This window comes from Tunturiibacter gelidiferens (assembly GCF_051013345.1).
Taxonomy (GTDB): domain Bacteria; phylum Acidobacteriota; class Terriglobia; order Terriglobales; family Acidobacteriaceae; genus Edaphobacter; species Edaphobacter gelidiferens_A.
This window is the reverse complement of record NZ_CP132939.1, coordinates 609,715-633,203: the sequence shown is the minus strand read 5'-3', so window position 1 is coordinate 633,203 and position 23,489 is coordinate 609,715. Positions and strand designations below refer to the sequence as shown.

Below are 23,489 nucleotides of genomic sequence, written 5' to 3'. Positions count from 1 at the left end.
AGCGGACGACGCCATCATTCAACGTGTGACCGTCAACGGGATATTCAGGGTATCGGTAATTTGCGTTTCGGATCCCCTCGCGGTGATTCGCAAGATATATGTGCCGGGTGCCGTTTACAGAGGATACTTGCCGCTGCAGCCGCTAGCTGCTGTAAGTAGGAACGCGACAACCGCGACCCCAACCAGAGCGGAGAATCGACGTCCGCCGCGTCTTCTCATTACCAGAAGGCCGAATGGCGCGGCAACGGCAAAAGCGATGGTGCTACCTTCGGTTGAGTGTCGGGGCGGGACGCTCTGGCTGAGGTAGTCGATCACGGCATCAGTGTCGAGGTGGACAGACACGGACTCCTGCCCTCCGCTGCTGAGAAACATCGTGTTCTGAGGTGAAAGCGACGGTGACGAAGGAAGGCAAGTTGGTAGTCGATGGGCTAAGCGTGTCGCTGAAAGCGCCGACGCTGCTCGCCGAGATAGTAAAGCTTGTATGGTGACCTGTCACGAGAGAAAAACTGGCAGGGTTGGATGTAAAGGTGAAGTCCGATTGGAGAATGGTCTCACCGACGGGGCTGGAAGTTGAGGCGATATCGTTTCCATCGCCGAATTAGACAGCAGTGAGGGCGTGCTGGCCTGGTGAGAGAAGGTCAGTCGAGAAGGAGACTTGTCCGCTAGCGAGAGGAAGGTCTGCCAGGACAGTGGCTCCATCCAGAAGTTGAACTGTGCCGGTGAGAGGAGCGGTTATGCCATTGGGTGTTCCTGGGCGAATTGTCTGAGCGGTAAGGCTGACAACCTGATGCGAACACGCAGGATTCGGGTTTGCAGTGAGGATTGTCGAGGTGGCGACGGGAGTACCGGTAATCACTTGGACAGGCTGGGCACTGCTGGTGGCAAACTAGCTATCGTAGGGGGGCGACTATTTCCTCGGCTATCTAAATGATTTCTTTATGTGCGGTCCAGGAGTAGGCTTTCCAGGGGCGAAATAAGTGACCTGTGATGTCAGCCTTACAGGTGGGACGACAAGGACCATATGCTAATAGATTCGACGAATGTTTCTTCTTCCAAGGCCAACGATGGGGGCTCTCCCCAGGAAGGGACATCTGAGATCAATCTGCGCTTTGGGGCGAGGCTTCGCGATCTGCGGGAGGAGAGAAGCCTTTCACAAGAGGAGTTGGCGGTCCGGCTGCTGGTCCCTGTGAGTCACCTGGCAGATGTCGAGGGTGGACGAAAGAGCGCATCCATTATTGACCTTGAGAGCCTCGCGCAACAGTTCAAGATATCGATCGCCGAGTTACTGCAGGGACTTTGAACCGGTCCGCAGATATCTAAAAATGTCTATCGCCTCTGATCTCCTCGAACGGGGAGCGGACCCCCTGCGCTACTGCGGCTGCACGATGACCTCAATCGGATCATCCAATATCGCGAAGCTGATCTTCTGACTCGATGTTGTGTAAGAGACGCTACGCCGGGTAACGAGATTCGTTACTTGAATGACCTTCCAGCCCTTTGGAATGGAGACGGTTGCCGAACCATTGCCAGGCCGAGGCATGGTGGCCCATCGACTGCCAGCGTTCGTATAGCTGCGCTGCCAGAGTGCCAAGATGTCCGAGTTCAACTTGTCACCGGGGCGCGAACCTACGATGTGCACGGAGTCCAGCGGAAATGTGCCGCTGTAGCTGGCAATGGAGGGAAGGGTGGAATGTGAGTAAGAGCTCACCGGAGGATTCGCGATCTTCGCCAGGTCTGACATGAAGCCCGAGATTGCCGTGTAGGCCGGCAAGGGATTGCGTGACGAGTCGAGAAAGCCGAGCTGGTCGGGGCTTGTGTCGTAGAGGCGATAGAAGCTGATCGGCGTTACGCCTGCCGCCTGGAAGCCGAGGAACTGTCGCATGATGAACCTGGCCTGATGGGAGGTGTCTCCGTAGGCGAGACCGAATCCGGTCTCAGTGATATTGCGAGAGACACCGTATGCAGGATTGCTCATTTTCAGAAAGTAGTCCTCCTGTGCGGCGAGGCTGAAGTTGCCGCCAGCGAGCCCGAACAGATTGCAGCTGAAGAAGTCGTTGTTGCCGCTAGTCGTGGCCCAGCAGGGCGCGATCCACAGCCCATCTTCGGGACTGGTGCCATAGGGATGAAAGGACTCTGAGAGGACGCTGACCGGAGGCTCTGCGAAGCGGACGCCTGAGTTGAGCTGCATCTGCGGATCGAGGACGGAGTTCGATCCGGACTTCTCGGTTCCGGCCCAGATATAACTTACTCCGGCGGGAGTAGCGCGGCCCTGCAGTGCGCCTACGAATCCCCAGTTAGGGAGATAGGCGCATCTTGGCCCAGGATTGAAGGGGCCGGGAAACACGTCGTAGGAGTTGGCGCGCTCATCCCATCGGTCGTCGGGCCAGGGAGGCTCGTTCCACAGCTCTATCTCTCCGGTGAGGCCTGCATCGGCAAGGCTCTGTGCAAGGAATTCAGCGTACTCGGCGAAGCGCATTACGGAGCTGTCACTCGGGCTTGAGGTTGCGGGAGGCGAATAGAGATATTCGTTGATGGTATAGAGAGTGGTGGTATTGGCGGGAAGGGCGGAGCTAAGAGCTGAAGCGAGAGTCAGCGTGGCGTGGGAGGTATTGCTCAGGTTGACGGCGGTGATCAGCGCTCCCGGATAGGAGTGGGCGATGCAGATCTGCGTACCGTCGGAGCGAATAAGCGTGTCGGAGAAGGGAGCAAGTGAGGACAGCGTATCGACGCCCTGGCCAGACGCGAACTGGACACTGATTGAAGTTGCTCCAGCTGGAGCACCGCCGGGCACGGTAACGCGAAGAATGGCGTGGTATGGCGCGCCGTAACCGGCAACCACAATAGGATGCAGATTGTAGTTGCGAGATGACGTGTATGCGGACTGGCAGTAAGGCTGCAGCCCATAACGATTCGAAGTGACGGTGTTCTGAGGTGGTGGCGTTTGAAGCTCGAGCGTTCCCCACCCGCACTGGAAACGAACGTGCGTAGCACCTGCGGCTGCGGCCATCTGGAACTCCCAGTCGCTTGCGGGGTCGACGTTGAAGCCGAGCCCTTTGACAACCTGCGTGGCCGTGATTACGCCGAGAGCTTCCTGTGTGGGAGGAGTAACCTTCATTGCCAGTGTTGCTGATACTCCGGAGACGGTAACTTTGACCGTAGCGGATCCAATGCTGTAACCGGAGATGGTATTTCCTAAGACCCTGACAACCGTTTGGCTCTGGTCATCTGTGTAGACAGGTGAGACACAGGAACCGCGCGTACCATCCAAGTAAAAGGTTGTACAGGAAAGCGTAGCGCTCTGCCCTCTACGTATGGGATTGGCCGATGAGGTGAGCGTTACGTAGGAGACAGTAGCTGCCCGGCATGCGGAGACCAGCAAAAGTGCAAATAGGACAAAGGAAGGATGTTTCATGATGGCACCTCTGGTTATGGGGAGGAGGATTTGGCTCCCAGAATATTGCTTGGCGGCTCATCCAGCAGTGACTCGCCGCCACACGCTGGTAAATAGTCCCACGAACTCGGCCCGGCCCATGATGAGTCCTGGCGGACGCGATTTGAGCTTGTACGGAAAGTTCAGGAGTACGAATAGCAGCCGGCAGAGAGTTGAAAGCATAAGTGCGCAACCTGCACCTTTTAGTCCGAACCTCGGAATTAGCCAGTACATGAGAGGGATCGAGGTAAGCACACCGCAGCCCTGCAGCATGCTGACGGTTCCGGGAAATCCCGCGGCCAAGAACGCCTGCGAAAGAACGGAGGTCAGGCCGCTGGCAATGGCCTCGACGACAAGGAATGGAAGGACGGCAGCTGCGCCGGTGAATCCGTGGCCATAGACGAGGCGCAGGAGAAACTCTCCGCACAAGAGAAGAGGCAACGACGCCAGAAGCATGAGACCGAGCGTTGCGCGGGCGGCGCGGCCCGTGAGTGCAACGGTGTCGCCGGTGGCCAGATTGGTGGAGCGCGGCATAGTGATGGGTGCGACTGCCGTGGGAATGAAGGCGAGCGCTCCCGCTGCACTCTGCGCGATGACGTAGAGTCCCATCAGTTCCGGGCTCAGAAGCCCAACCACGAGAACGCGGTCCACCTGAGTTGCCACGGTGCCGAGTAGATCCGCTCCCCACGCGCGCACTCCATAGCTGAGAAGAAGACGGGACGAAGCGATGATAGAGCGAAGCGTAGGGCGAAAGTATTGCCAGGCCCAGCGCGCAGTCCATATCATGGCAGGGGTACCGCCAAGCAGATAGGCGAAGGCCGCGCTGGAATATGTCAGCCGGCCCAGAGTTTTTTCGATCGCAAGAACGATCAGGACAGAAAAGGGGGATAAGAACCGGTAGACGTTGTAATTGGAAAAGGCGTCTGCCGCCTGGGTCTGGGCTATCAGCGTCACGGCGAGAAGTTCGAGGGGGTAACAAGAATCCATAACTTCGCAAGGTGGATGGCGGCGGCAGGATAGGTGTGTAACGAATAGGGAATGATGACGGCCCCAACGAGAGCAGCGAGAAGACTAAAAGCCACGCTGAGCAGGAGGCCCGCGCCCGCCAGCTCACTGGAGATATCCGGTCTGCGCTTGAGCCAATACACGGAGGCGATCGGAATGCCCATGGTCATGCCATAGGCGAGAAACTGCGGCCACATGATGATTCCGGCGAGCAATCCTCGTCCGTCAGCACCAAGGCTTCGCGCGGTAATAATGCCGCACAGAAGATTCACAACCTGGACAGCGAGATTCGCACACGCGGTCTGGATGATTGCCATGATCCCCGACTTAGCGGATAAGAATCGCCGTATACCACGCCGCATAGTTGCTCTCCAAAAGGCGAGTGGGCCTCGCTCAGGTGAATCTGCGTTTCAGGGTAAGTATGGGGGCCTCGAAGAAGTGGTAGCTCAGCACCGCCAGTACTATGGAGAAGAGAAAGCCGAAGACGACGATAAGCAGCTGGGCCAGAAGCCCCGAATGCATGAGATGTTCGATTCTTCCGGCGAGGTGACGAAGGTAGACGAAGTACAGGCCATGGAAGAGATACAGACCGTAGCTATAACGCCCGAAGAAGCGCAGCAGGGGCCTGTCAAAGAGAGCGGTCACCCAATTCGATCCTTCCTGCGCGAGAAAGATGAGGCTGGCAAAGCACATGGCGATGGCGGAGTAGCCGACCGTGGCGATCCAGGCCGATGATGCTTCGGGTCCATGAGCAACGTACAAAAGTATCGCCAGGAGAGAAACGGAGGTGATGAGAATCCTTTCGGTCGGTATACGGTCAGCTGAGGGCGCACGAGCAAGCAGCGCAACGCCGCCGCCAAAGAGTAGACTGTCTGCGCGAGTCACCAGCAGCCGCGACATCTCGAGCGCGTCCATCCCTGTGGCAATCAGAAGAGCTCGAAGGATAGGACCAGCGACAAGGACGGCGAGGATAATGCGGAGAAGTGTAGTTCTGTTCTTTACGCGCCAGACGACGAAGGGCCATAGCAGGTAGAACTGCTCTTCCACAGCAAGCGACCAGAGATGCCCAAGGTTTACCCACTGGCTTGGTGATTGGAAATGAGGCACAAGCAGATGATCAGCGTTGCTGAGATAAAAGAAGTAAAGAAGATGCTCGGACCGCCAGTGCATATGAAGTACGGGCGTGAGCAATAACAGGCCGAACAGAACTGCGTAGAAGAGAGGAAAGATTCGAAGTGCGCGGCGAGCGTAGAAGTTTCTGACCTTGTGCTCCGCGTGAGCGGTGTCGTAAAGAATTCCCGTAATCAGAAATCCTGAGAGTACGAAGAAGAGATCAACTCCCATCCAGCCGGCCCCGGCCACAAGGCTCCAGAGGCGCAGTAGAGGGTTTGCTCCTTTGTAGGTTCCAGTGAAGTGGTAAAGCATGACAGAAAGGATTGCCACTCCGCGGAGGCCATCAAGCGCTGCGTTGTGCTGTGTGGCCGGAGCAATGCCCTTGGGCTGGGCTGCCTCGCTTGCGCTGGGAGCGTCGATCCCGGAAACTGTCATGATCGGCATTTGCAGACTCTCCTGAACAATTGCGAGATCGCTGTTCGTGCTGCTGGTCCGCAGAAAGGTCGGTTGCTTCAGTCCGGCAAAGTGTTATAGCTGCGGGAGAACGTAGGTTGAATACACGTTATCCCCGTAAATTGCAGAAGGCCGTGAAATGGACGGTAATTGAGGTGAGAGTAGCATGCAGCTACGCAGCTTCGACCTTAAAAATGTCGGCCAAAAACTAAGAAAAATTCACGGAAGTGTGCTGGGGGAGCGCGCTAGCAAAGGCTCAAGGAATTGTGGCCTATAAGCCACAGGATTAGGCCAAGATCCGATGGACACGCCGTGAGCGGTATGGAAGCATGGCCGTAGTCACCCAAACATTCCATCAATGGCCTTCAATCCCGGGGATTCTTTCTTAGCGGCCGACTGTGTCGCCTGATCCAAGTGTCGTTGCTGATTGCTCATTATTCTGGTCGGGAAGCATGTCTTTCCTGGTGCGGCCATTTCTCCGCCACTGCAACTGAAAACTTCTTCCGTATCTATGTGAGGCCTATGAGAGATCAAGAGCTTCAACCTATCTCCATCATCGATAGACAGCCCCATACGATCCAGACTGTGCGCCCCGACGAAGGAGTGACTCTCGGAGATATCCTCCAGAGGCTTCTCTTCCATGGATGGTTTATTGTGGCATGTGCGGCGGCCTGCGTCGCTCTTTCGCTGCTGTATCTCAAGCTGCGGCCGCCTGTGTACGAGGCCTCCGCAGTGTTGCGCATCGATCCGGGCCGAGCCGACGCACTCGCGATATCGGACCGTCCGGCAACCATGAATACGGAGCCGGGGAGGCTCTTCAAACGGAAATCGTCCTTCTGAAAAGCGACGATGTTGCGATCAGAACGCTGAACTCTTTGTCGGATGATGACTTTGCAAAGTTCATTGGTTTGGGCAGAGGCCCGAGTCTCATCCCTCATGATGTGCAGAATCTCTCTGATCAGCAACAGGGCTGGATTGGAAAGTTGGAAAAGGCCATAACCGTAAAGCAGATCAACGGAACGCAGCTCATTAACGTAACCGTCAGGTCGTCCGATCCCAATGTCGCAGCGGCGATTGACAACGCTGTGGTTCGGGCCTACACGTTGCAGACGTTTGAGAATCGCGCCCACTCCGTCGCGGAATTGCGTACGTGGCTCTCAAGCCAGATGGATGACCTAAAGAATCATGTTGAGGTGGCCCAGGCGAAGTTGACTGACTTTGAGGAGGCTAACGAAGTCGTGGGAACACCGGGGGCGAGCAACACAATTTCGGATCGGCTCCATTTTCTGAGCGAACGGCTTTCGACGTTGCAGTCTGAACGCATCGAGAAGGAGGCTCAGATGCGTGCCGCGAGCGGGGAAGTCCAAGCGAACTAGCCACTCTGTTTCCAAATCCAAAGCTCAGCACGCTGCAGGCGGCCCAAGGAACGCTCGCTGCGCAGTATGCGCAGCTCTCGTCGAAGTTCGGTCCGAACTATCCTCTCCTTGTCGATCTTGCGAAGCAGATGCGTCACATGGATGTGGAGATCAGGCAGGAGGTCCAATCCGTCCTTGAGCGCCTGAACGCGGACTATGCAGGAGCCAAGCGGGCGCAGGATATGTTACAGGCCGAGTACGACAAGCAAGTCGCACTTGCATTCAAGCTTAATCGTCATCAGGCGGCATACTCTGTTCTGCAAGGCGATGTGGCCGCGAGCAAGGAACTCTATGACGCGCTGCGGCGCAAACTTCAACAGGCAACGGTTGATGCAGAAGTAGGTGGCTTGAATACGATGCTGGTCCAGGGCGCGCGTGTGCCCATGGAGCCTGCAGGTCCGAGGAAGATATTAATACTGCTAGGCAGCCTGATTGTGGGTCTTTTTGCGGGAGTGGTTGCAGCGCTCATATTCGATGGTGCCTCGGACCGAGTTCGCGGAGCCCAACAGATAGAGCGTGAGCTCGGCCTTCCGGTTCTCGCGCATGTTTCAAGTATCTTCAAAGACCTCGAAATCAACGAGCAACATGGGGGTCTTGCGACGAGACGTGTGCCGATGGTTCTAACCGCGCCTTATTCCAAAGCTGCGGAGGAGATCCGCGCATTGCGCAACTCTGTGGTGCTTGCGGACGAGGCAAAGACCGTGCTGGTGACGAGTGGGCACGCTGAAGAGGGCGCACTTCCCGTATCAGTCAATTTGGCAGTCCTGCTGGCTCACGGCGGCGCACGCGTTCTTCTGGTCGATACCGATCTGGATAAACCTCGCGCTCAGGATGAGTTTGGCGTCGCTAACGGACCGGGGCTGGGAGAGTACCTGGCAGGACATTCGCCAGCGCCGACACCGATACGGCCTGTAGCGAATCTTAATAACCTCTTCATGGTGACAGGTGGTCATGCGCCCTCAAATTCATTTGAGCTGCTCAGCTCATCGATGTTGCGCTCTCTTCTCATGATCTGGAAGAAGGAGTTCGATTATGTGATTTTGATTGGCACGCCGCTTCTCGTTACGAACGTTGGTGTTCTCCTGGCGAGCTGGGTCGATGCGACGGTGCTGCTGGCGCAAAACGGTCAATCGCGCGTGCGGGAGCTGAAGAAGATTCGCGACACGCTACTGCGTAATCGCGCGCCAATTCAGGGAGTGGTGCTGAGCGAGACGCCACGCCAGTCGGTAAGTAAAGGGAAAGCTCAACGTAAGGAGACCCGTTATGTCTATCAGGAACTGGCCAAACAGGCTCAGGGTGAGGACTAACTTGCGGACGTTCGCAGCAATCATCCTTGCCGGCGGGGCGATACTCGTCTCGCCCGGCCAGAGGGCTGTCACCGCGGTTGCGCAGATGGCAAATACCGGTTCGGATGCCAGGCCCGTGCTTCATTCCCGTCCGGATACGGTGCTTCGCATTGAGTCGGTGACATGGTGCAGGTTACTGTGTTCGACACTCCCGAACTCTCCGCGAAGCTGCGCGTGAATGCAGATCGCACCGTGGAACTTCCAGTTGCCGGCAGCACCGTAGTGTCGGGAATGACGCCGCAGGAGGCCGCGGACGCTATCGCAAAGCATCTGAAAGATGCTCAGATTATGATTGATCCCCGCGTCACGGTGACGATCGCAGACTATGCGACGCAGCAGATCAGTGTGTTGGGCGAGGTGAAGAACCCTGGCAACTATCTACTTCTCGGCCCTCACTCTCTGTATAACGCGCTTTCTGCCGCTGGTGGTACGACGGAGAAGGCAGGCAGCGATATCGTTATCGCCCATCTGGTTGACCCGCAGCAGCCTGAAACAATTCACATGGACTCCCCGAACTACTCGCAGCTCCAACGCCTCACTAATGTAACCGCAGGAGACGTTATCTATGTCTCGCGTGCCGGTTCGGTTTATGTGCTGGGCGATGTTGGACGGCCCGGAGAGTTCTCCATGGCAGCAGGCAGGCGGCTGACAGTGCTCGAGGCAATCGTGCTGGCCCAGGGAACGAACTCCGACGCTGCGCTTTCGCGAGCCGCGATCATTCGTAAGACCGACGATGGCACAAGGATCATTCCGGTTGACCTCAAGCGAATGGCGGAGAAAGCGGAGGGCGATCAGGTGCTGACCGCAGAGGACATTGTGGTGGTCCCCCGCAGCAGAGGCAGGGCGTTCATCGACGCGACTCTTCCCGCGTTGACGGCGAGTGCTGCCGGATCCGCTATTGCCGCGATGATTCTTTTGGTCAACCGATAGTGAGGATTGATCTGGTATGAGCCGTGAGCTTGTCACGTCGGATCTTCGCAGAGAGACCGAGCTGCTCTTGATGTGGCTGGGCGGTGGCCTGTTCCTGATTGTTTTATGGGGCATGCTGATTGCAGACCAGGTTAATCTTCTCTGCGCTGTCGTCATTGCGATACCGATGCTCCTGCTTGCGGTATACGACAAAGAGTCCGCAGTGCTCTGGACTCTCGTCTACCTTATTCTGCTCGGGGACATACGAAGGATCGTCGCTGAGATTGCTGCACCCTCGACGTTCGATCCTCTGCTTCTGATACCCCCGGCAGTCACTGCGGTCCTGGTGGTTCCGCTGCTGTTTGGCTTGAAGCTGAGAGAGCCGCTGTCGAAGGCAGTGCTTGGGCTGCTAGTTGTCATGGGACTCGAGGTTCTGAATCCCAAGCAGGGCGGCCTGTACATCGGTCTGTCCGGCATATTTTTCTACATGATTCCGGTGATGTGGTTTTGGATTGGCCGAAGCCTGGGATCTGTCGCGCTGGTGGAGAGAATCATCTACAGGTTGGTGCTTCCGCTGGGGATCAGCGCCGGGATCCTCGGACTGTGCCAGAACTTCATCGGATTCCTGCCTTATCAGCAGGCGTGGATCGCTGAAGTGGGCAGGGTCTATACCTCGCTGTACGTAGGCTCGTCAGTCAGAGCGTTTGGATTCTCCGTTTCAGCTGCGGAATATGCGACGCTGCTTGAGTACGCTATCGCTTTGGTCGTGGCAGCATACTTCGCATCACGTCGCCTTTGGATGGCTGCTGTGCCGATTCTCGCTACGGCTCTCCTTCTCTCAGGCGGCAGGGGGCTAACGATCAAGCTTGTGGTTGTGCTCTGTGTTCTGTGGGTTGTGCGAAAGGGAAGTAGGTTGAATCCGTCAAAGCTGATTGGTATGGCAGTGTTGGGTGGCTTGGCGCTTGTCAGTCTGTCCCTCATCGCAGGGCACTTTGCGGGACAGCGCGGTGGTTCAGCCGCTCAGGATGCACTCGCACATCAACTAGGCGGCCTGGCTCATCCCTTCGACGAGAAATTTTCAAGTGCCGGGTTGCATTCCTACATGGTCACCACGGGCTTTCTCGAAGGCCTTACAAGTCCGCTGGGACATGGACTTGGCTCAACCACCTTTGCTGCTCAGAAATTCGGCGCCGACAGCGATGAGGGCAGCTCGGAGCTGGATTTCAGCGACATGTTCATCTCGCTTGGGCTTGCGGGAGGCCTTCTTTACCTCGGTGTGGCCGTCTTCGGTATACGTGCGGCATTCAGATATGTTCGCGAAACAAGACTAAGCGTCGGTCTGCCGGTGCTTGCGATTCTGATTGCAACGCTGGGCGGCTGGCTCATAGAGGGCCAGTACTCAACCTGTTCTCTCGTCTTCTTTATTCTGGGAAGCGTCGTGCATCAAAGGCGAGCTTGCGGCGCGAGTGAGTGGAACTCAAGCATCGAGCGAAGAGTTTAGCCGAAGATAAGATCTCGAAATGCCTCGAATTTGCCCTGCTGCGCTACGTAGAAGCGGCGCCACGAAGCTCCACGAAGTCTTGGTGTGAAGCGCAGAGCCTGTACGAATCCAGGGCACACGCGGGTGCCGATAAGAATAGTCCACGTGATGAAAACGATTTTACGTACACCCTTCAAGGCGAGCCAGATCGACAGAATATCGTTGTAAGCAAATTCGCGAAACGATCTCTCATCCGTCAAAGCCTGCACATCGACATAGTGCCGCGCCTCCTCGCGCTGAGCGGCATAGTGATCAACTGCAGCGGCGGGATCATATGCTAACTTCCAGCCTGAAGCCTTTACAGCGATTGAAAATGCGGTATCTTCGCGCGGTTGAGCCCCTTGCCCTTAAGCCTTTGGTCGAAACGGAGGTTGGCGAAGGCCTCAGAACGGAAGCTCATGTTGGCTCCTTTCAGAAAGTCGACTTCGCGGATCTCTCCGAAACCCAGGTGATGATTGCCGATCATGCGACCATACCACTGGATCCGGCCGACTACCGAGGCCTGGCGGTCGTCGAATGCGTGACCATCGAAGCAGCGATCACGTCCTCCCAGCCCGCCGAGCATGGGATCTTCCTGGAAGCGGGCAAGAACTCGTTTGAGCCATTCGGGGTGCGGCTTCGTATCGTCATCGAGAATGGCGAGCACGTCAGAGGTGCAGGCGTCCAAACCCGCGTTCCTGGCGGCGACAGTTCCTGGAACATTAGCAAAGACAATCTTCAAGGGAAGTGTGGTGGTCAGGTTCGATATTGCCTGCCGAGTCTCGGAATCATCGCTTCGCAGCACAACGATCACCTCATAAAATGGATGGATCTGCTGTGTCAGAGATTCGAGGCAGGTCACGAGCGGTACCGGCCTTCTGTAAGAGGCGATCAGCACTCCGATGGATTCAGGTGTCTTCATGATGACGATTCCTTATACGGCGCGGTGAGTTGATTCAGTACCTACGCTGTAGCGTGCTCAATCAACTCGCGGTAAACCTCAGCGGTTCGAACAGCCATAAGGCGTGAGTTGAACCTGCTCTCGATATATTCGCGACAGTCCTCCCGTGCTGGAAGTTCAATGGCACCTGTAAGAGCGCCGATCAAATCTTCGGCCATATCTGTTGCCTTAGTACTTGAGAAGATCAGGTTGTGCGAGAGTCCGCCTACCACTTCCGGCAGTCCGCCCACAGGGGTAACCATGGATGGCGTTCCGGTTGCCATCGCTTCCGCTGCCACGAGGCCGAATCCTTCGAGCGCAATCGTCGGCACCACGTTGATGTCGGCCGCGTAGAAGAGGTGTGGCAGAGCTTCTTCCGCGACAAACCCCAGGAAGCGGATATTGCGCATCAGGCCAAGCATCTCAGTCTGGGCCTGAAGAGACTGTTTCAGCGGCCCCTGACCTGCGATGCAAAGAAGCACGTCGGGAACCGCAGCTACCACATACCTCATAGCATCGATCAGCGATGACAATCCCATTCGATTTACAAGCCGCCGCACAGTAACGAGGATGGGGCGGTCCGGAGGAAGGTCCAGCGCAGCCCTTGAGTCGCTTCGAGGAGTATTCAGTGCGAAGCGCCTTGTGTTGACTGAGCCGGGAACCAGTCTCACCTTGTCGGGATCAACGCCGAAGTGAGTGGTGACCAGGTCCCCAAACGCGTTTGATAGGACGATGACTCGATGGGAGCGCCTGTACACAGCTCCTTCAAGGTACGACTTCGTCGCGACCGCAGTGTTGCCGTCGCCCTCCTGCAACGATTCCTCCGACCAGGGACCGTGAAAGTGAGAGATGGTGAGCGTGTCCTTCAAGAGGTCGATCCCGGGGCCGAATACATCGCAAAGTGCGAGGCGACGATGTCCGGCTTGAACTCATTGAGAGCAGCACGAATCGAGGTGCGGGCGCTGTGGAGCCTTCGGATCAGGCCGGCCCGTTCCGGCGCGAAGGAGCGGACAGTGCTGTGATCTACCGCGTTGTTCGGCTGGTTGGCCAAAATGCCTCTGAAACCAAAACCGGCGTCCGGAAGGTGTGTCATTAGCTCCGAGATCACGCGTCCCGCGCCTCCATGGTCACACTCGATGCCGATATGCAACGACATGGGATGCTGCGTTGTTTGAGGTAACGGCGCATCTGTTGTCATTTGCATCCAAAGCCTCCGTAAGATACGGCAAAGAAGATCGATGAGTTATTGATCAAGCCATAACCCCCACCGGGGTGGAACGCTCCTGTTCCATGACGTCCTCGAAGATGCGGAGATACTGGTCAGCCATTGTTGACCACTGCATCTCGAGTGTACGACGTCGGCCAGCGGCGCCCATTGACGAACGTACGGCAGGATCGCCGGCCAGAGTTCTCATGTATGCAGCCAGAGCTTCGTCATCGTCCGGATCATCCAAAATGAATCCTCCTCCACCGATAAATTCGCTTGCACCAAAGGTTCCGGAGACGATGCTCGGCAGACCCGATGCCATTGCTTCAAGCAGCACAAGAGGGTGGGCCTCATAGCGTGAAGGGAAGACAAACATGTCGACGGAGCGCATAAGAAGGTCGATCGTCTTGACCTGACCGAGGAAGTGGACCCGCTGGTCCACACCAAGCTCGCGTGTCAACGCAGGATATGGGCTTCGCTCCACTGCTCCGGCTACAACAAGAGAAAGTTCGGGGACCTGTCGCATGGCTCGAAGCACTGTGTCCAGGTTCTTCCGCGGTGTTCTGATGTCGCCGACGAAAAGGGCCAATGTGGTTTCTGGCGAGAGTCCAAAAGACTGCCGGTGTGACTCCCCAGGATGAAACTGCCTTGTGTCCACACCATTCCATACGACATCGATGTTGTCCGCCTGGACACCAATGTCGACAAGCTCGTGAACGAGCGGTCTCGCTACGGCAATGACCCGCTTCGCACGAGTGAAGGCGTCCTTCTCCCAACGGGTATTCAGCACCGTGTAGAGCCGCTGGTAAAGAGAGTACGGCCGTAGATCCCTGAAGGGATACCAGCGGCTCCTTCCCCAGGCTGCATGAACAAAGTGTGCTGCGACCACATCACACGGCTCCCAGGTTACAAACCCGTTTGCCTTGACGATGTCGAACTCATGACGATGTGCGCGGAGCCACCTTGCGCTGGTCTGTGCATAGACCAGGTTTCGCAACAATTCGGTGGGCAATTGTTCGTTGCCGATCTTTACGAAGCGACACCTTGGATGTGAACTAAGTTCCTCCGAACAAGTCGTAGCCACAATAGTCACGTGGTAGGCGGCCTGCAGTGCGGCATTCGCAACCTCAAAGTTCACTCGACCCTGACCATCGTTGCGTTGAAAACGATGCGACAGGATGGCGAGGCGGATGGGCTGTGATCGACGGTCCATAGTTGCCTCTCTACATCTGCCGGGGTTAAGCGACTGCAGGGTGTTTAATGAGTTCTGGAATGGGTTGATTTAGCACAGCACCGTAGGCCTGCACCAGGCTCTCTCTCATGCGTTGTATGCTGTACAGCTTCTCTATCTGCGAACGTCCAAGATCGCCCGTCGCAACCGACAGGGCTGGATCCTTTAGTAGCTTAAGGATCAGTTCTGCAGCCAGGTCCGAGCGGTCAAGCGGATAGAGCCACTCGCCAAACCTGCGCCGCATAATGTCGCGCGTCCCGGTCACATCCGAGGCGACGACGGGCCGCTCCATCGCAAGAGCCTCAGCCGCCACATAGCCAAAGCTCTCGAACCTGGAGGTGCTTAGAAGCACATCGGCGGCAGCAATGTAGAGGCGTACGTCATGCTGCCACGGAACGACGCGGACCACATCCTGCATCTGCGCAGCAGCAATCTTGCTGAGAAATTCAGTCTCGCCTTCCCCGGATCCCACCCATATTGCCCGAACATCAGGTTGCCGTGCATGCAGGTGTTCCATCACGCGAAGGAAGGCGACAGGATCTTTCTGCGCCGTGAGACGGCCGATTGCGAGGATGAGTGGGCTCGAGCCGATACCGAGCGTCTGCCGGGCATTCTGTCGCGACGAGGGTTGAAAGTGTCCGACGTCAACAGAAGGATAGACGACGCTGACGGAGTCCTCTGCCGCGAGTGAATAATCGAGGATCTCCTTGCGTTCGGTGTCTGACACAGCAACAAATCTCTCGGTGGACCTTGAGAGCAATTTCTCAATCTTTAGGTAAATGCTCCCGAGCGGTGCTGCGAGGGCGTGTGGGCTGTACACGCGCGCCGGGTGCTCCCTTCGCAGGAATACAGACGCACGGCCAAGGGCACCTGCCTTCGAACTGTGGCAGTGGATGATATCCGGAGCGAAGTGATCTACTGCGCACCGGAGCTGAAACCATGCCTTGAGATCAGTCCACGGTTTTACTTCACGTCTCATATCCACGGGATAACAGGTCCATCCATGGTTTGAAATCCGTTTCAGAAAGGGCCCCAGGCGCGAGTCGGCTCGTGCTGTGCCGTAAGCGAACGCTGACACGATGTCGAGTCCGTCAGTCGCGTCGGCGATGTTTTCCATGTAGCGCAAAGTGCCACCAAGAGTTGCTTCGAGCACATGAAGTACTCTGGGTGGTCTTAGGGCAGATACAGTCATATGATTATCCGACACGCTGGACCTCCACAGGTAGAGCAGGGAATTTGTCTGCGATCATCTGGGCCCTGACAATCTTCTGGTAGATGACTCCGAGTGAAGAGACATGGGTGTCGAGAGAGCAGTAGTCGCTCGACCAGAAACGCTTGTAAGCTTCGCGGCCCAGACTGCGAACAAGGTCTGCATCCTGCAACTGCTTCATCTTGGTGCGCAGATCGAGTTCATCTCCTGACTTGAAGTGCAGGCCTGTAACGCCGTCCAGGACAATCTCTCGCGCAGAACTCGTATCAGGAACCAGTGATGGAATACCGTGAGCTGCGGCTTCGAGTACGACAAGACCGAGCGTCTCGTACCACAGTGAAGGAAAGACCAGCGCGCGGGCCTGTCGAAGATACTGCACGCTCGTTGCATGATCCACCCATCCCGTGACGATCGCCTCTGGACATGCAGCTTGAATCTGCTCGGCGAGAGGGCCCGACCCAACGAACGTCAGCGGAACACCTTCGGCCGCTGCAGCATTGGCTGCAAGAAGCACGCCCTTCTCTCTAACCAGCCGACCGAGACATACGAGATTGTGGTTGGTCTCCGGCTGGGCTGGGGGAGACTGGTTGCTTTCGATATAGATCGGAAGACTATGGAGCGTGCAATCCTGGGGAAGATAAGGCTTCATGACTTCGCCCGCCAGCCTCGAATGAACGATAAAGTGGTTTATCCCCGCAGGAGCCTTGCCCATCTGCTTCTGGATGACCTGCTTGCCAACACGCCAAAGCTTCTGCGCGTAACTGCGAGTGTCGCAGTTCGTGAGAACGCACGCCGCGCTCAACGGACGTAAGTGGCATACCTGCTGCTGCGTATGGTTGAAAAACGTCCCGTTTGGACACGCGAGCATGAAGTCGTGCAACGTACAGACGACCGGTATGCCTGAGTCAATCGCAGCTCTGATCGTGCTGGCCGACAGGGCGCGCGACCAGACATGCAGGTGAACGATCGTCTCTGAGCCCTTCAAGCGGCTGACGATTCGGCCGGTTAGCTGTGCGGCCCTCGTGTTCCACCAACCCTGGACAAACGCTGCCGCAGGGTTGGGATTGGCGAGAAGATCATCCTGCTGTGAGGAGCAGATGCTGATATTAGGATGAATCAGTTCCCGTGCGATCGGCTCCACCGCGCAGACAAAGTAGATCTTATGTCCACGATCTGCTAAACCCACTGCCTCCTGGATCGCAACCTTGGCTGCTCCTCCGTTCACATGGGCGTTGTCATTGATGATGACGACATTCACAGAGGCAAGCTCCTTATCGTGGGCCCATCCAGCGGAGCTGGACAGCTTCGGTTACTAAGCCGTTGCTGTCGGCTGGTCGCATTGCTTCGGCGGTGGTAGAGATGGCGGTGCTGAGAGCCCGGGGTTAGGGTGTAGCTTTTGTGTGTGGTCCATAGATATCTTGGGAACCGGCCGACGGCAAGTATAAAGAGTAGGTCTGTGTGCTATAGCCGACAGGATGAGTTGTAAGAATGCACAGGCACTATTCGCGGGATATTGCAGCGGCAACTTAGAAACTTGAAGGCAATTGTCAGAACTCGTGATTGTGGGCGTTAGCCGATTCCCTGACGTGTGCAAGGTGGTACTTGTAGGTCACATCACCGTCCTTAGTGACAAATGGTTGTACTCACGGTTGAGCAGAGTTACTGCTGTTCAGCACTCGAGCACAACCCTGCTCATGGCGCTGGGTAGATAGATACGCAAGGAGGCAAGCGTGGACCTGCAAGTGAGGATGGAGAGTGCTAATGTGTCGCCTGCAACGGTCTCGTCGGAGCAAACGCGGTCCCTCGGAGACGCGGAGAGTCCGGCGCTATCGCTGGCATTGCCCATAACGGTTGCGATGGACTTGCTGGCAATCGCCGTGGGCGGAGCAGGCGTCTTGTCGATATGGCGAGCCTTTGGGAGGTTCACAGACCGTACTTGCACATCGCAGTTGATCTCTTTTTGCGTTTTGTATGCGATCGGATTTGTTCTGCTCGGGATGGGTGAAAATCTCTACAGAAACAAGCACAGCCTGTTGCGCGTGCTCGAGAGCTCTGCCGTCCTGCGCGTATCGATGTTCTCTTTCGTGCTCGCTCTTGCGGGAATTTATGTAACGACGCACGCGCTGGCAGGCCTGCTGCTTCTTGGCGCCTGGTTGTTGGCAACCCCGGTCGTCCTGTTGCTGAGGCAGGTCATGCAACCATTGATCTCTCGCAACAGCGCGCTTGATCTACGAAAGCGAAGAGCGCTGATCGTAGGTTCAGGATCGGATGCTCGAAGAATATTCTCGTATCTCATCCATTCCCCCGATCAGGATCTTCGACCAGTTGGCTTTCTCGACGAGCAAGGCCCGGAGCGTGATCGTGTCATCTACAGTCACGGTTATCACTTCAAAGAGCATGCGCCGGTGCATTGCGGTCTCCTGGACGAAGCGCTTCTGGCGCGTCTCGAGATCTCGGATCTCTTTCTGGCTGACCCACACATGAGTCCCGCGCGGCGTGCGGAGATCGCAGAGTTCGCGTCGACTGTGGGCATCCAGATCTCGGACGTGGGGCCCATGCATCCTAACGGGCAGCGCGGGCCGTCATTTGTTCAGTACATGGACGGCGTCGTCGTGCGTTCCTTCTTCCGAGGAAAAGCGGCCGGCCTTTCAGCATACGAAGTCCTGAAGCGCGTAATCGACTTCGTGCTTGCCTTATGTATCGTCGTGATGACGCTGCCTCTCTGGGTTGCAATCGCCATCTGTATCAAATCGACCTCAAGCGGGCCAGCGTTCTTCAGGCAGGAGCGGATCGGGCGATACGGCAAGGCGTTCGCAATGTATAAGTTTCGCAGCATGTATACGACTGCCCCCAAGTATGGGCGCTCGCCTGAAGACAGCCGCGACCCGCGCATCACGCCTGCAGGTCGGTTTCTGCGCAAGACGAGCCTCGACGAGCTACCCCAGCTGCTCAATGTGCTGAAGGGAGAGATGGCGCTCGTGGGACCTCGTCCCGAAATGCCATACGTCGTAAAAGAGTACACGCCTTATGAGGCTCAGCGCTTGAGCGTGTTGCCTGGCATCACCGGCTTCTGGCAACTGAGCGCTGATCGCAAGTTCGTCATTCACGAGAGCCTCGAGTACGATCTCTACTACATCGAGCACCGTGGGTTCTTCCTGGACATTGCCGTCATGCTTCACACGCTCATCTTCGCCATGAAGGGGATCTGAGGGCACGCCTGCTTACGAAGGATCAACGCTGGAGCTTCGCTGCGTACAGGCCGGCGAGCAGCCCACGAGTTATGGCGTGATGATGAGCAGGAGTTCACCCCGCGATCGCTGCTCGTCCGGGATCGCAGCTTCTATCCTGATGAAGCAGGCTAGATGTCTGCCAAGAGATCGGACATGGTCAAGCCGAAGCCGATCGCGATGACCTCCAGCAATGGCAAGGAGATCGCTTTCTTACCGCGCTCGACATCGCTGATGAAGCTGCGGTCGATTCCGAACTCGATGGACATTTCAAGCTGCGTCATGCCGCTAGCCTTGCGAAGTGTCCTTAGTCGTATGCCGAAGCGGTCTGCGATATAAGTGGAAGACGCCCGCTCTGCTGAAAGCCAGGAGACGGAAGACTGCTTAGGTGGAGGGACCGGCGGGGCGCTCGATCGATTGTCCAAAGAGGAAGCAACAAAGCTGGTTGGATGCATGTCGGACCTCGTGTAATTTGCGCAGGTAGTTGGAGTGAATCCACGGGATTCCATGTTTCGTCTGGCTGGGGCGTGGCAGATCCCTCGTCGAGACTGCAATGCATCTGAAGATCGGACCAAAGACAGATCAGTTCATCAAAAGCGAAACAAATATTCGCATCGTATCGACGTTTGACGTTTTCCACTCAAATTCGCGATGCCGTACAGTTGACGGCGGTAAATCTTGAAACACTTTGACTTACAAATCGCCTGAAACTTGACGGCAAAACAGGGGGCCGAAAATCCAGCATTTGGCATGTACCGGGGGAGTAGAGCTTTTATAGCACATAATTGTCTGGAGCAAATAAATTTCTTAGCCCGGCAAGGTTATCTTCACGGAGTTAGTGCCGTGGTAAATGCGTAAAGCTCCCCGTTGGGGTCATCTCCGACACGAACGAAGTGATGAAATACCGACAAGGGAAAGCACGCTACTTATCGTTGGGACACAGGAATTTGAAGGTAAGCGCAGCAGCCGCTCCGCCTAGGAAGTTAGCGACGAGGAATACCCAGAGCTGTGACCAGGCGACCATTCCCATGACGGAGACGCCCACGGCCACGGCAGGGTTGAAGGCGCCGACAGTCACGCTGCCCATGGCAAAGGCGCCGGCAAGAACGGTGAAACCAATGGCAAGACCATAGAAGGAGTTTCCCGAAGTGCCTTTGGCGGTGGCGGTGTTGATGACAACGAAGACCAGGGCGAAGGTGAAGAGGAATTCGGCGAGCAGTGCAGGAAAAACAGCTAGAACGTGCGGATGGACCACAGCAGCAGGATCCAGGTATTTGACCACGTTGGCTGCGATTAGCGCTCCGACGGTCTGAAAGATCATGTAGGGGACGACATCTTTAGTTTCGGTGCGGCCGCGCATCCAGACTCCCAGGGTGACGGCGGGGTTGTAATGGCCGCCGGAGATATGACCTCCGGCAAAGATCATCACCATCAGGACCGAGCCGATCGCGAGCGGAGGGATGACGCCGCTGCCGCCAGCGACGACCGACATACCGATGGTGAGGACCAGGAAGAACGTTCCGATAAATTCCATCACATACTTGTTCATAGCCAGATTTATTAACTCCTGCAAAGTCGATGGCAAGCTAAGGACCATTCCTGAGTGGACAAGAGTTGTTGAGGATACGGGTGCAACACACTCTCATATACCGTTGCGTAGTTCAAGGATTTGTACGATTCGTTTGATTTTTGAAATCAAACTGCCAATGAATGCGGTAGCGTGGGGTTTATATTGCCGCAGAAGGTTGGGCCTCGAAGTGCTGTACGATTCAGGTGTTGCTATAGAGAGAACAGATTGAATGCCCCACCGCTTTTCATTTGCCAGCACCTTTGTTAACCGCTCAATCATTGGCTCGGTTTACCTCGCCGTCCTCCTGATCTTCTTCGCAGCGCAGATGCTTTTTACAACGTTCCTGACCCTGCCGCCTCTTTCCGTCTTCCTTCTGGTTGCGTTCGCAAGTAGTCTTCGCCTGATTGAGATCTTTTACGCAGAGCAGATCGTGACAAAGGACGAGTCGAGGAGTCAGCGGTTTGCCGTCTCGTCAATTGCCTGGACCCTGGTACTCGCGCTCCTACTCGCCGTGCTGACGCGCCAGCCGGATACGCACTACTTCGGGATGCTGATTCTGCCTGTTCTGGAAGCGGCAATCTACTTCTCGTTTGCGATAACGTTACTCATTTCTGCAGCAGCATCTGCCGTCTCCCTTTTCTGGGTTGCGTATGCAGCTAACTTTAGCCCTCCATTTCAAAGCGGCGAAATACTCGAGGCGAGCACTTTAGTGCTCGTGTACTTCATCGTCGGATGCCTGGTATGGCTGCTGGTACACATGCTGCGTGATCGCGAAGAGCAGCTTCGTCAGCAGCTCTATGATCTGGAAGCGACGCGCAGCAAGCTCATTGAGGAAGAGAAACTAGCAGCGATAGGACGGCTGGCCAGCGCGGTCGCTCATGAAATTAGAAATCCTGTCGCCATCATCTCCAGCGCACTTGAGACCGCTGCTTCAGCATCCTTTGCCTCCAGGGAGCGGGAAGAGATGTCGCGGATCGCAGGAATGGAAGCGAAGCGACTGGAAAAACTAACTACCGATTTTCTCTCGTACGCCGGGCCAGGAAACGCCTCCTTTCAACAGCTCGATGCAACAGCGCTGGTTGGCTACATCGTTTCCATTGTTCAGCCGCAGGCCCTCCAGAAGGATCTACAAATTGAAGTCAAGATGTGCGATACCTGTTGCGTCTATGGCAATGAAGGCCAGTTGCAGCAGGTACTTCTGAACCTTATGCGCAACGCCATTGAAGCTTCGCCGCAAAGCGGGAGCATTCTGATTGCCGTCGTAAACCAGTCCAGAAAGGCTCTTCAGATCAGGATTGAAAATGCCGGTCCTGCGATCCCACGCCGCGTCGCAGATCATATATTTGAGCCATTCTTTACTGCGAAAGAAGGTGGTACCGGTCTTGGCCTTGCGATCGCCAGAAGCATTGTAGACAGGCACCATGGTGAACTGCATCTGGAGCGGAACGACACAGACCACATCGTCTTCACGATCAGGGTTCCTTCCATAGATGGAGAAGATACGGTGCAAACGCACATAGTGAGGGAGCTTTAGCATGGCCCGAGTTCTCATCGTTGAAGATGAATCCAATATGCGGAAGGTGCTTTCCGCAAACCTTCGGCAGGACAGGCACGTCCTGGTGGAAGCAGCAACAGTCAAAGAAGGGTTGCAGGCGGTCCATGGCAATGACTTTGAGGTCGTCCTGCTTGACCAGAAGCTGCCTGATGGCGAAGGTTCCGAGGTTCTCAAGGCAATCCAGCAGTTGGAACCTTCTACCGCGGTAGTTTTGTTAACTGCCTATGGCACCGTTGAACTCGCAGTCGAGGCAATGCGTAGCGGCGCGTTCGACTTCCTGACCAAGCCATTTTCTTCAGACAACCTGCGGGCGGTTGTTGATCGCGCGGCAGAATGGTCTTTGTTGCAGCGTGAGAACCATTTGCTTCGTAGTACTGTCGACCGGCTTGAAGGGCAATCGGAGATCCGGGGCAAAAGTGCGTCTGTCGCGAAATTACGCGAACTCATCTCTCGGGTTGGACCGACAGACGCAACGGTACTCATAACCGGAGAAACAGGAACAGGGAAAGAACTGGTAGCACGAGCAATCCACCGAAACAGCACGCGAGCAAACAAGCCGCTTATCAGCGTCAACTGCGCAGCATTTTCCGAGACTCTGCTGGAGAGCGAGCTCTTTGGGCATGAACGAGGCGCATTTACCGGAGCGGACAAGATACGTCATGGGCTCTTTGAAGCGGCACACCAGGGAACGCTTTTTCTGGATGAAGCGGGAGAGATGTCCGCTGGGGCGCAGGCCAAGCTCTTGCGCGTTCTGGCGGAAGGAAAGATCACCCGCGTTGGCTCTACGGTTGCGCGGGATGTCGATGTCCGCGTGCTGGTGGCAACGCACCGGGATCTGAGGAAGGAGGTGCAAGAAGGAAACTTCCGGCAAGACCTTTACTACCGGCTCGCCATTGTGCCTGTGGCGGTTCCACCTTTGCGCGAGAGGATCACAGATATTCCTGAGATCGCGGAATACCTGCTGCATCAGATCGCAAGCGACCTAAAAACGACAAAGCGTGCGCTTCATCCCGATGCTCTGCAGCAACTCATGTCCTACAGCTTTCCTGGCAATGTGCGAGAACTCCGCAACCTACTGGAGCGGGCCTGCATTTTGACGAGCGGCTCGGAGATACTCTGGTTTGATTTACCGGAGGTTCAGGATGAGGCAGACGCAGAATCCGGTCTTCCCGTGTTTAATGGAGCGTCGCTGCCGGAAGAATTTCATTTGCGCAGCACGCTCGCATCCTGGGAGCGAAGGATCATTGAGCAGACGCTGACGAAGACCAATGGATCGAAGACGGAAGCGGCAAGAAGGCTTGGTCTTTCCAAGAGCGATCTCAGCTATAAACTCTCGAAATATGGCTTGTAGCAAGACTT

Annotated in this window: 23 protein-coding genes; 9 read left to right on the top strand and 14 right to left on the bottom strand. The window is 56.1% G+C overall.

What is annotated here, in order from left to right; translation table 11 throughout:
* Positions 1–598: 598 nt before the first annotated feature.
* Positions 599–856 carry an Ig-like domain repeat protein gene (locus RBB80_RS03075; RefSeq protein ID WP_433966859.1) on the bottom strand — a complete coding sequence of 86 codons (258 nt, stop codon included), beginning with the start codon at positions 854–856 and terminating at the stop codon, positions 599–601.
* 165 nt (positions 857–1,021) lie between these two features.
* On the opposite strand from RBB80_RS03075, the gene RBB80_RS03070 reads away from it, so the two are divergent.
* Positions 1,022–1,300: a helix-turn-helix domain-containing protein gene (locus RBB80_RS03070; protein ID WP_433966858.1), complete on the top strand. Its 279-nt coding sequence runs from the start codon at positions 1,022–1,024 to the stop codon at positions 1,298–1,300.
* A gap of 69 nt (positions 1,301–1,369) precedes the next feature.
* Here RBB80_RS03070 and RBB80_RS03065 read toward each other — a convergent pair whose 3' ends face one another.
* The 4 genes from RBB80_RS03065 to RBB80_RS03050 all read right to left on the bottom strand — a co-directional run bounded on the left by RBB80_RS03065 (position 1,370) and on the right by RBB80_RS03050 (position 5,992).
* Positions 1,370–3,412, bottom strand: coding sequence for a hypothetical protein (locus RBB80_RS03065; RefSeq protein ID WP_433966857.1), 2,043 nt, complete (start codon positions 3,410–3,412; stop codon positions 1,370–1,372).
* Positions 3,413–3,469: 57 nt separating this feature from the next.
* Positions 3,470–4,417 (bottom strand): lipopolysaccharide biosynthesis protein, encoded by a 948-nt coding sequence (locus tag RBB80_RS03060; RefSeq protein ID WP_433966856.1) that lies wholly within the window; start codon positions 4,415–4,417, stop codon positions 3,470–3,472.
* Positions 4,381–4,752, bottom strand: coding sequence for a hypothetical protein (locus RBB80_RS03055; protein ID WP_433966855.1), 372 nt, complete (start codon positions 4,750–4,752; stop codon positions 4,381–4,383). The genes RBB80_RS03060 and RBB80_RS03055 overlap by 37 nt, the downstream gene beginning before the upstream one ends.
* 76 nt (positions 4,753–4,828) lie before the next feature.
* Positions 4,829–5,992, bottom strand: coding sequence for an acyltransferase family protein (locus tag RBB80_RS03050; RefSeq protein WP_433966854.1), 1,164 nt, complete (start codon positions 5,990–5,992; stop codon positions 4,829–4,831).
* Positions 5,993–6,523: 531 nt separating this feature from the next.
* On the opposite strand from RBB80_RS03050, the gene RBB80_RS03045 reads away from it, so the two are divergent.
* From RBB80_RS03045 to RBB80_RS03025, 5 genes are all read left to right on the top strand, one after another.
* Positions 6,524–6,841, top strand: coding sequence for a Wzz/FepE/Etk N-terminal domain-containing protein (locus RBB80_RS03045; protein WP_433966853.1), 318 nt, complete (start codon positions 6,524–6,526; stop codon positions 6,839–6,841).
* 143 nt (positions 6,842–6,984) lie between these two features.
* Complete coding sequence (locus RBB80_RS03040; RefSeq protein ID WP_433966852.1) at positions 6,985–7,377, top strand: hypothetical protein; 393 nt, start codon at positions 6,985–6,987, stop codon at positions 7,375–7,377.
* Between the two features lie 137 nt (positions 7,378–7,514).
* The gene (locus RBB80_RS03035) at positions 7,515–8,723 is read left to right on the top strand and encodes a GNVR domain-containing protein (RefSeq protein ID WP_433966851.1); all 1,209 of its coding nucleotides are present in this window, start codon (positions 7,515–7,517) and stop codon (positions 8,721–8,723) included.
* A 162-nt stretch (positions 8,724–8,885) separates the two neighbouring features.
* Entirely contained in the window at positions 8,886–9,692 is an 807-nt protein-coding gene (locus tag RBB80_RS03030) for an SLBB domain-containing protein (RefSeq protein ID WP_433966850.1), read from the top strand.
* A gap of 16 nt (positions 9,693–9,708) precedes the next feature.
* Positions 9,709–11,172 (top strand): hypothetical protein, encoded by a 1,464-nt coding sequence (locus tag RBB80_RS03025; protein ID WP_433966849.1) that lies wholly within the window; start codon positions 9,709–9,711, stop codon positions 11,170–11,172.
* Here the strand turns inward: RBB80_RS03025 and RBB80_RS03020 are convergent.
* The 7 genes from RBB80_RS03020 to RBB80_RS02990 form a co-directional block, all read right to left on the bottom strand.
* Complete coding sequence (locus RBB80_RS03020) at positions 11,169–11,411, bottom strand: hypothetical protein (RefSeq protein ID WP_433966848.1); 243 nt, start codon at positions 11,409–11,411, stop codon at positions 11,169–11,171. The genes RBB80_RS03025 and RBB80_RS03020 overlap by 4 nt on opposite strands.
* 98 nt (positions 11,412–11,509) lie before the next feature.
* A complete protein-coding gene (locus tag RBB80_RS03015) occupies positions 11,510–12,112 on the bottom strand; it encodes a glycosyltransferase family 2 protein (RefSeq protein ID WP_433966847.1) in 603 nt (200 codons plus the stop codon).
* Between the two features lie 41 nt (positions 12,113–12,153).
* Positions 12,154–12,999, bottom strand: coding sequence for a glycosyltransferase family 4 protein (locus tag RBB80_RS03010; RefSeq protein ID WP_433966846.1), 846 nt, complete (start codon positions 12,997–12,999; stop codon positions 12,154–12,156).
* A complete protein-coding gene (locus RBB80_RS03005; protein ID WP_433966845.1) occupies positions 12,996–13,334 on the bottom strand; it encodes a hypothetical protein in 339 nt (112 codons plus the stop codon). Before RBB80_RS03005 ends, RBB80_RS03010 begins: the two co-directional genes overlap by 4 nt.
* 46 nt (positions 13,335–13,380) lie before the next feature.
* Complete coding sequence (locus RBB80_RS03000; RefSeq protein WP_433966844.1) at positions 13,381–14,550, bottom strand: glycosyltransferase family 4 protein; 1,170 nt, start codon at positions 14,548–14,550, stop codon at positions 13,381–13,383.
* A 25-nt stretch (positions 14,551–14,575) separates the two neighbouring features.
* Positions 14,576–15,760: a glycosyltransferase gene (locus RBB80_RS02995; protein ID WP_433969456.1), complete on the bottom strand. Its 1,185-nt coding sequence runs from the start codon at positions 15,758–15,760 to the stop codon at positions 14,576–14,578.
* 4 nt (positions 15,761–15,764) lie between these two features.
* A complete protein-coding gene (locus tag RBB80_RS02990; RefSeq protein WP_433966843.1) occupies positions 15,765–17,036 on the bottom strand; it encodes a glycosyltransferase family 4 protein in 1,272 nt (423 codons plus the stop codon).
* Between the two features lie 472 nt (positions 17,037–17,508).
* Between RBB80_RS02990 and RBB80_RS02985 the strand changes: the two genes are divergently transcribed.
* On the top strand, positions 17,509–18,987 hold the full coding sequence (locus tag RBB80_RS02985) for an exopolysaccharide biosynthesis polyprenyl glycosylphosphotransferase (protein WP_433966842.1): 1,479 nt from the start codon (positions 17,509–17,511) through the stop codon (positions 18,985–18,987).
* A gap of 149 nt (positions 18,988–19,136) precedes the next feature.
* Here RBB80_RS02985 and RBB80_RS02980 read toward each other — a convergent pair whose 3' ends face one another.
* The gene (locus tag RBB80_RS02980; RefSeq protein WP_433966841.1) at positions 19,137–19,460 is read right to left on the bottom strand and encodes a helix-turn-helix domain-containing protein; all 324 of its coding nucleotides are present in this window, start codon (positions 19,458–19,460) and stop codon (positions 19,137–19,139) included.
* Positions 19,461–19,927: 467 nt separating this feature from the next.
* A complete protein-coding gene (locus RBB80_RS02975; RefSeq protein ID WP_433969454.1) occupies positions 19,928–20,554 on the bottom strand; it encodes an MIP/aquaporin family protein in 627 nt (208 codons plus the stop codon).
* Positions 20,555–20,804: 250 nt separating this feature from the next.
* Between RBB80_RS02975 and RBB80_RS02970 the strand changes: the two genes are divergently transcribed.
* Together RBB80_RS02970 and RBB80_RS02965 are read left to right on the top strand one after the other, a co-directional pair.
* Positions 20,805–22,109, top strand: a complete 1,305-nt coding sequence (locus tag RBB80_RS02970) for a two-component system sensor histidine kinase NtrB (RefSeq protein ID WP_433966840.1) — start codon at positions 20,805–20,807, stop codon at positions 22,107–22,109.
* Position 22,110: 1 nt separating this feature from the next.
* A complete protein-coding gene (locus tag RBB80_RS02965; protein ID WP_433966839.1) occupies positions 22,111–23,481 on the top strand; it encodes a sigma-54-dependent transcriptional regulator in 1,371 nt (456 codons plus the stop codon).
* Positions 23,482–23,489: the final 8 nt, after the last annotated feature.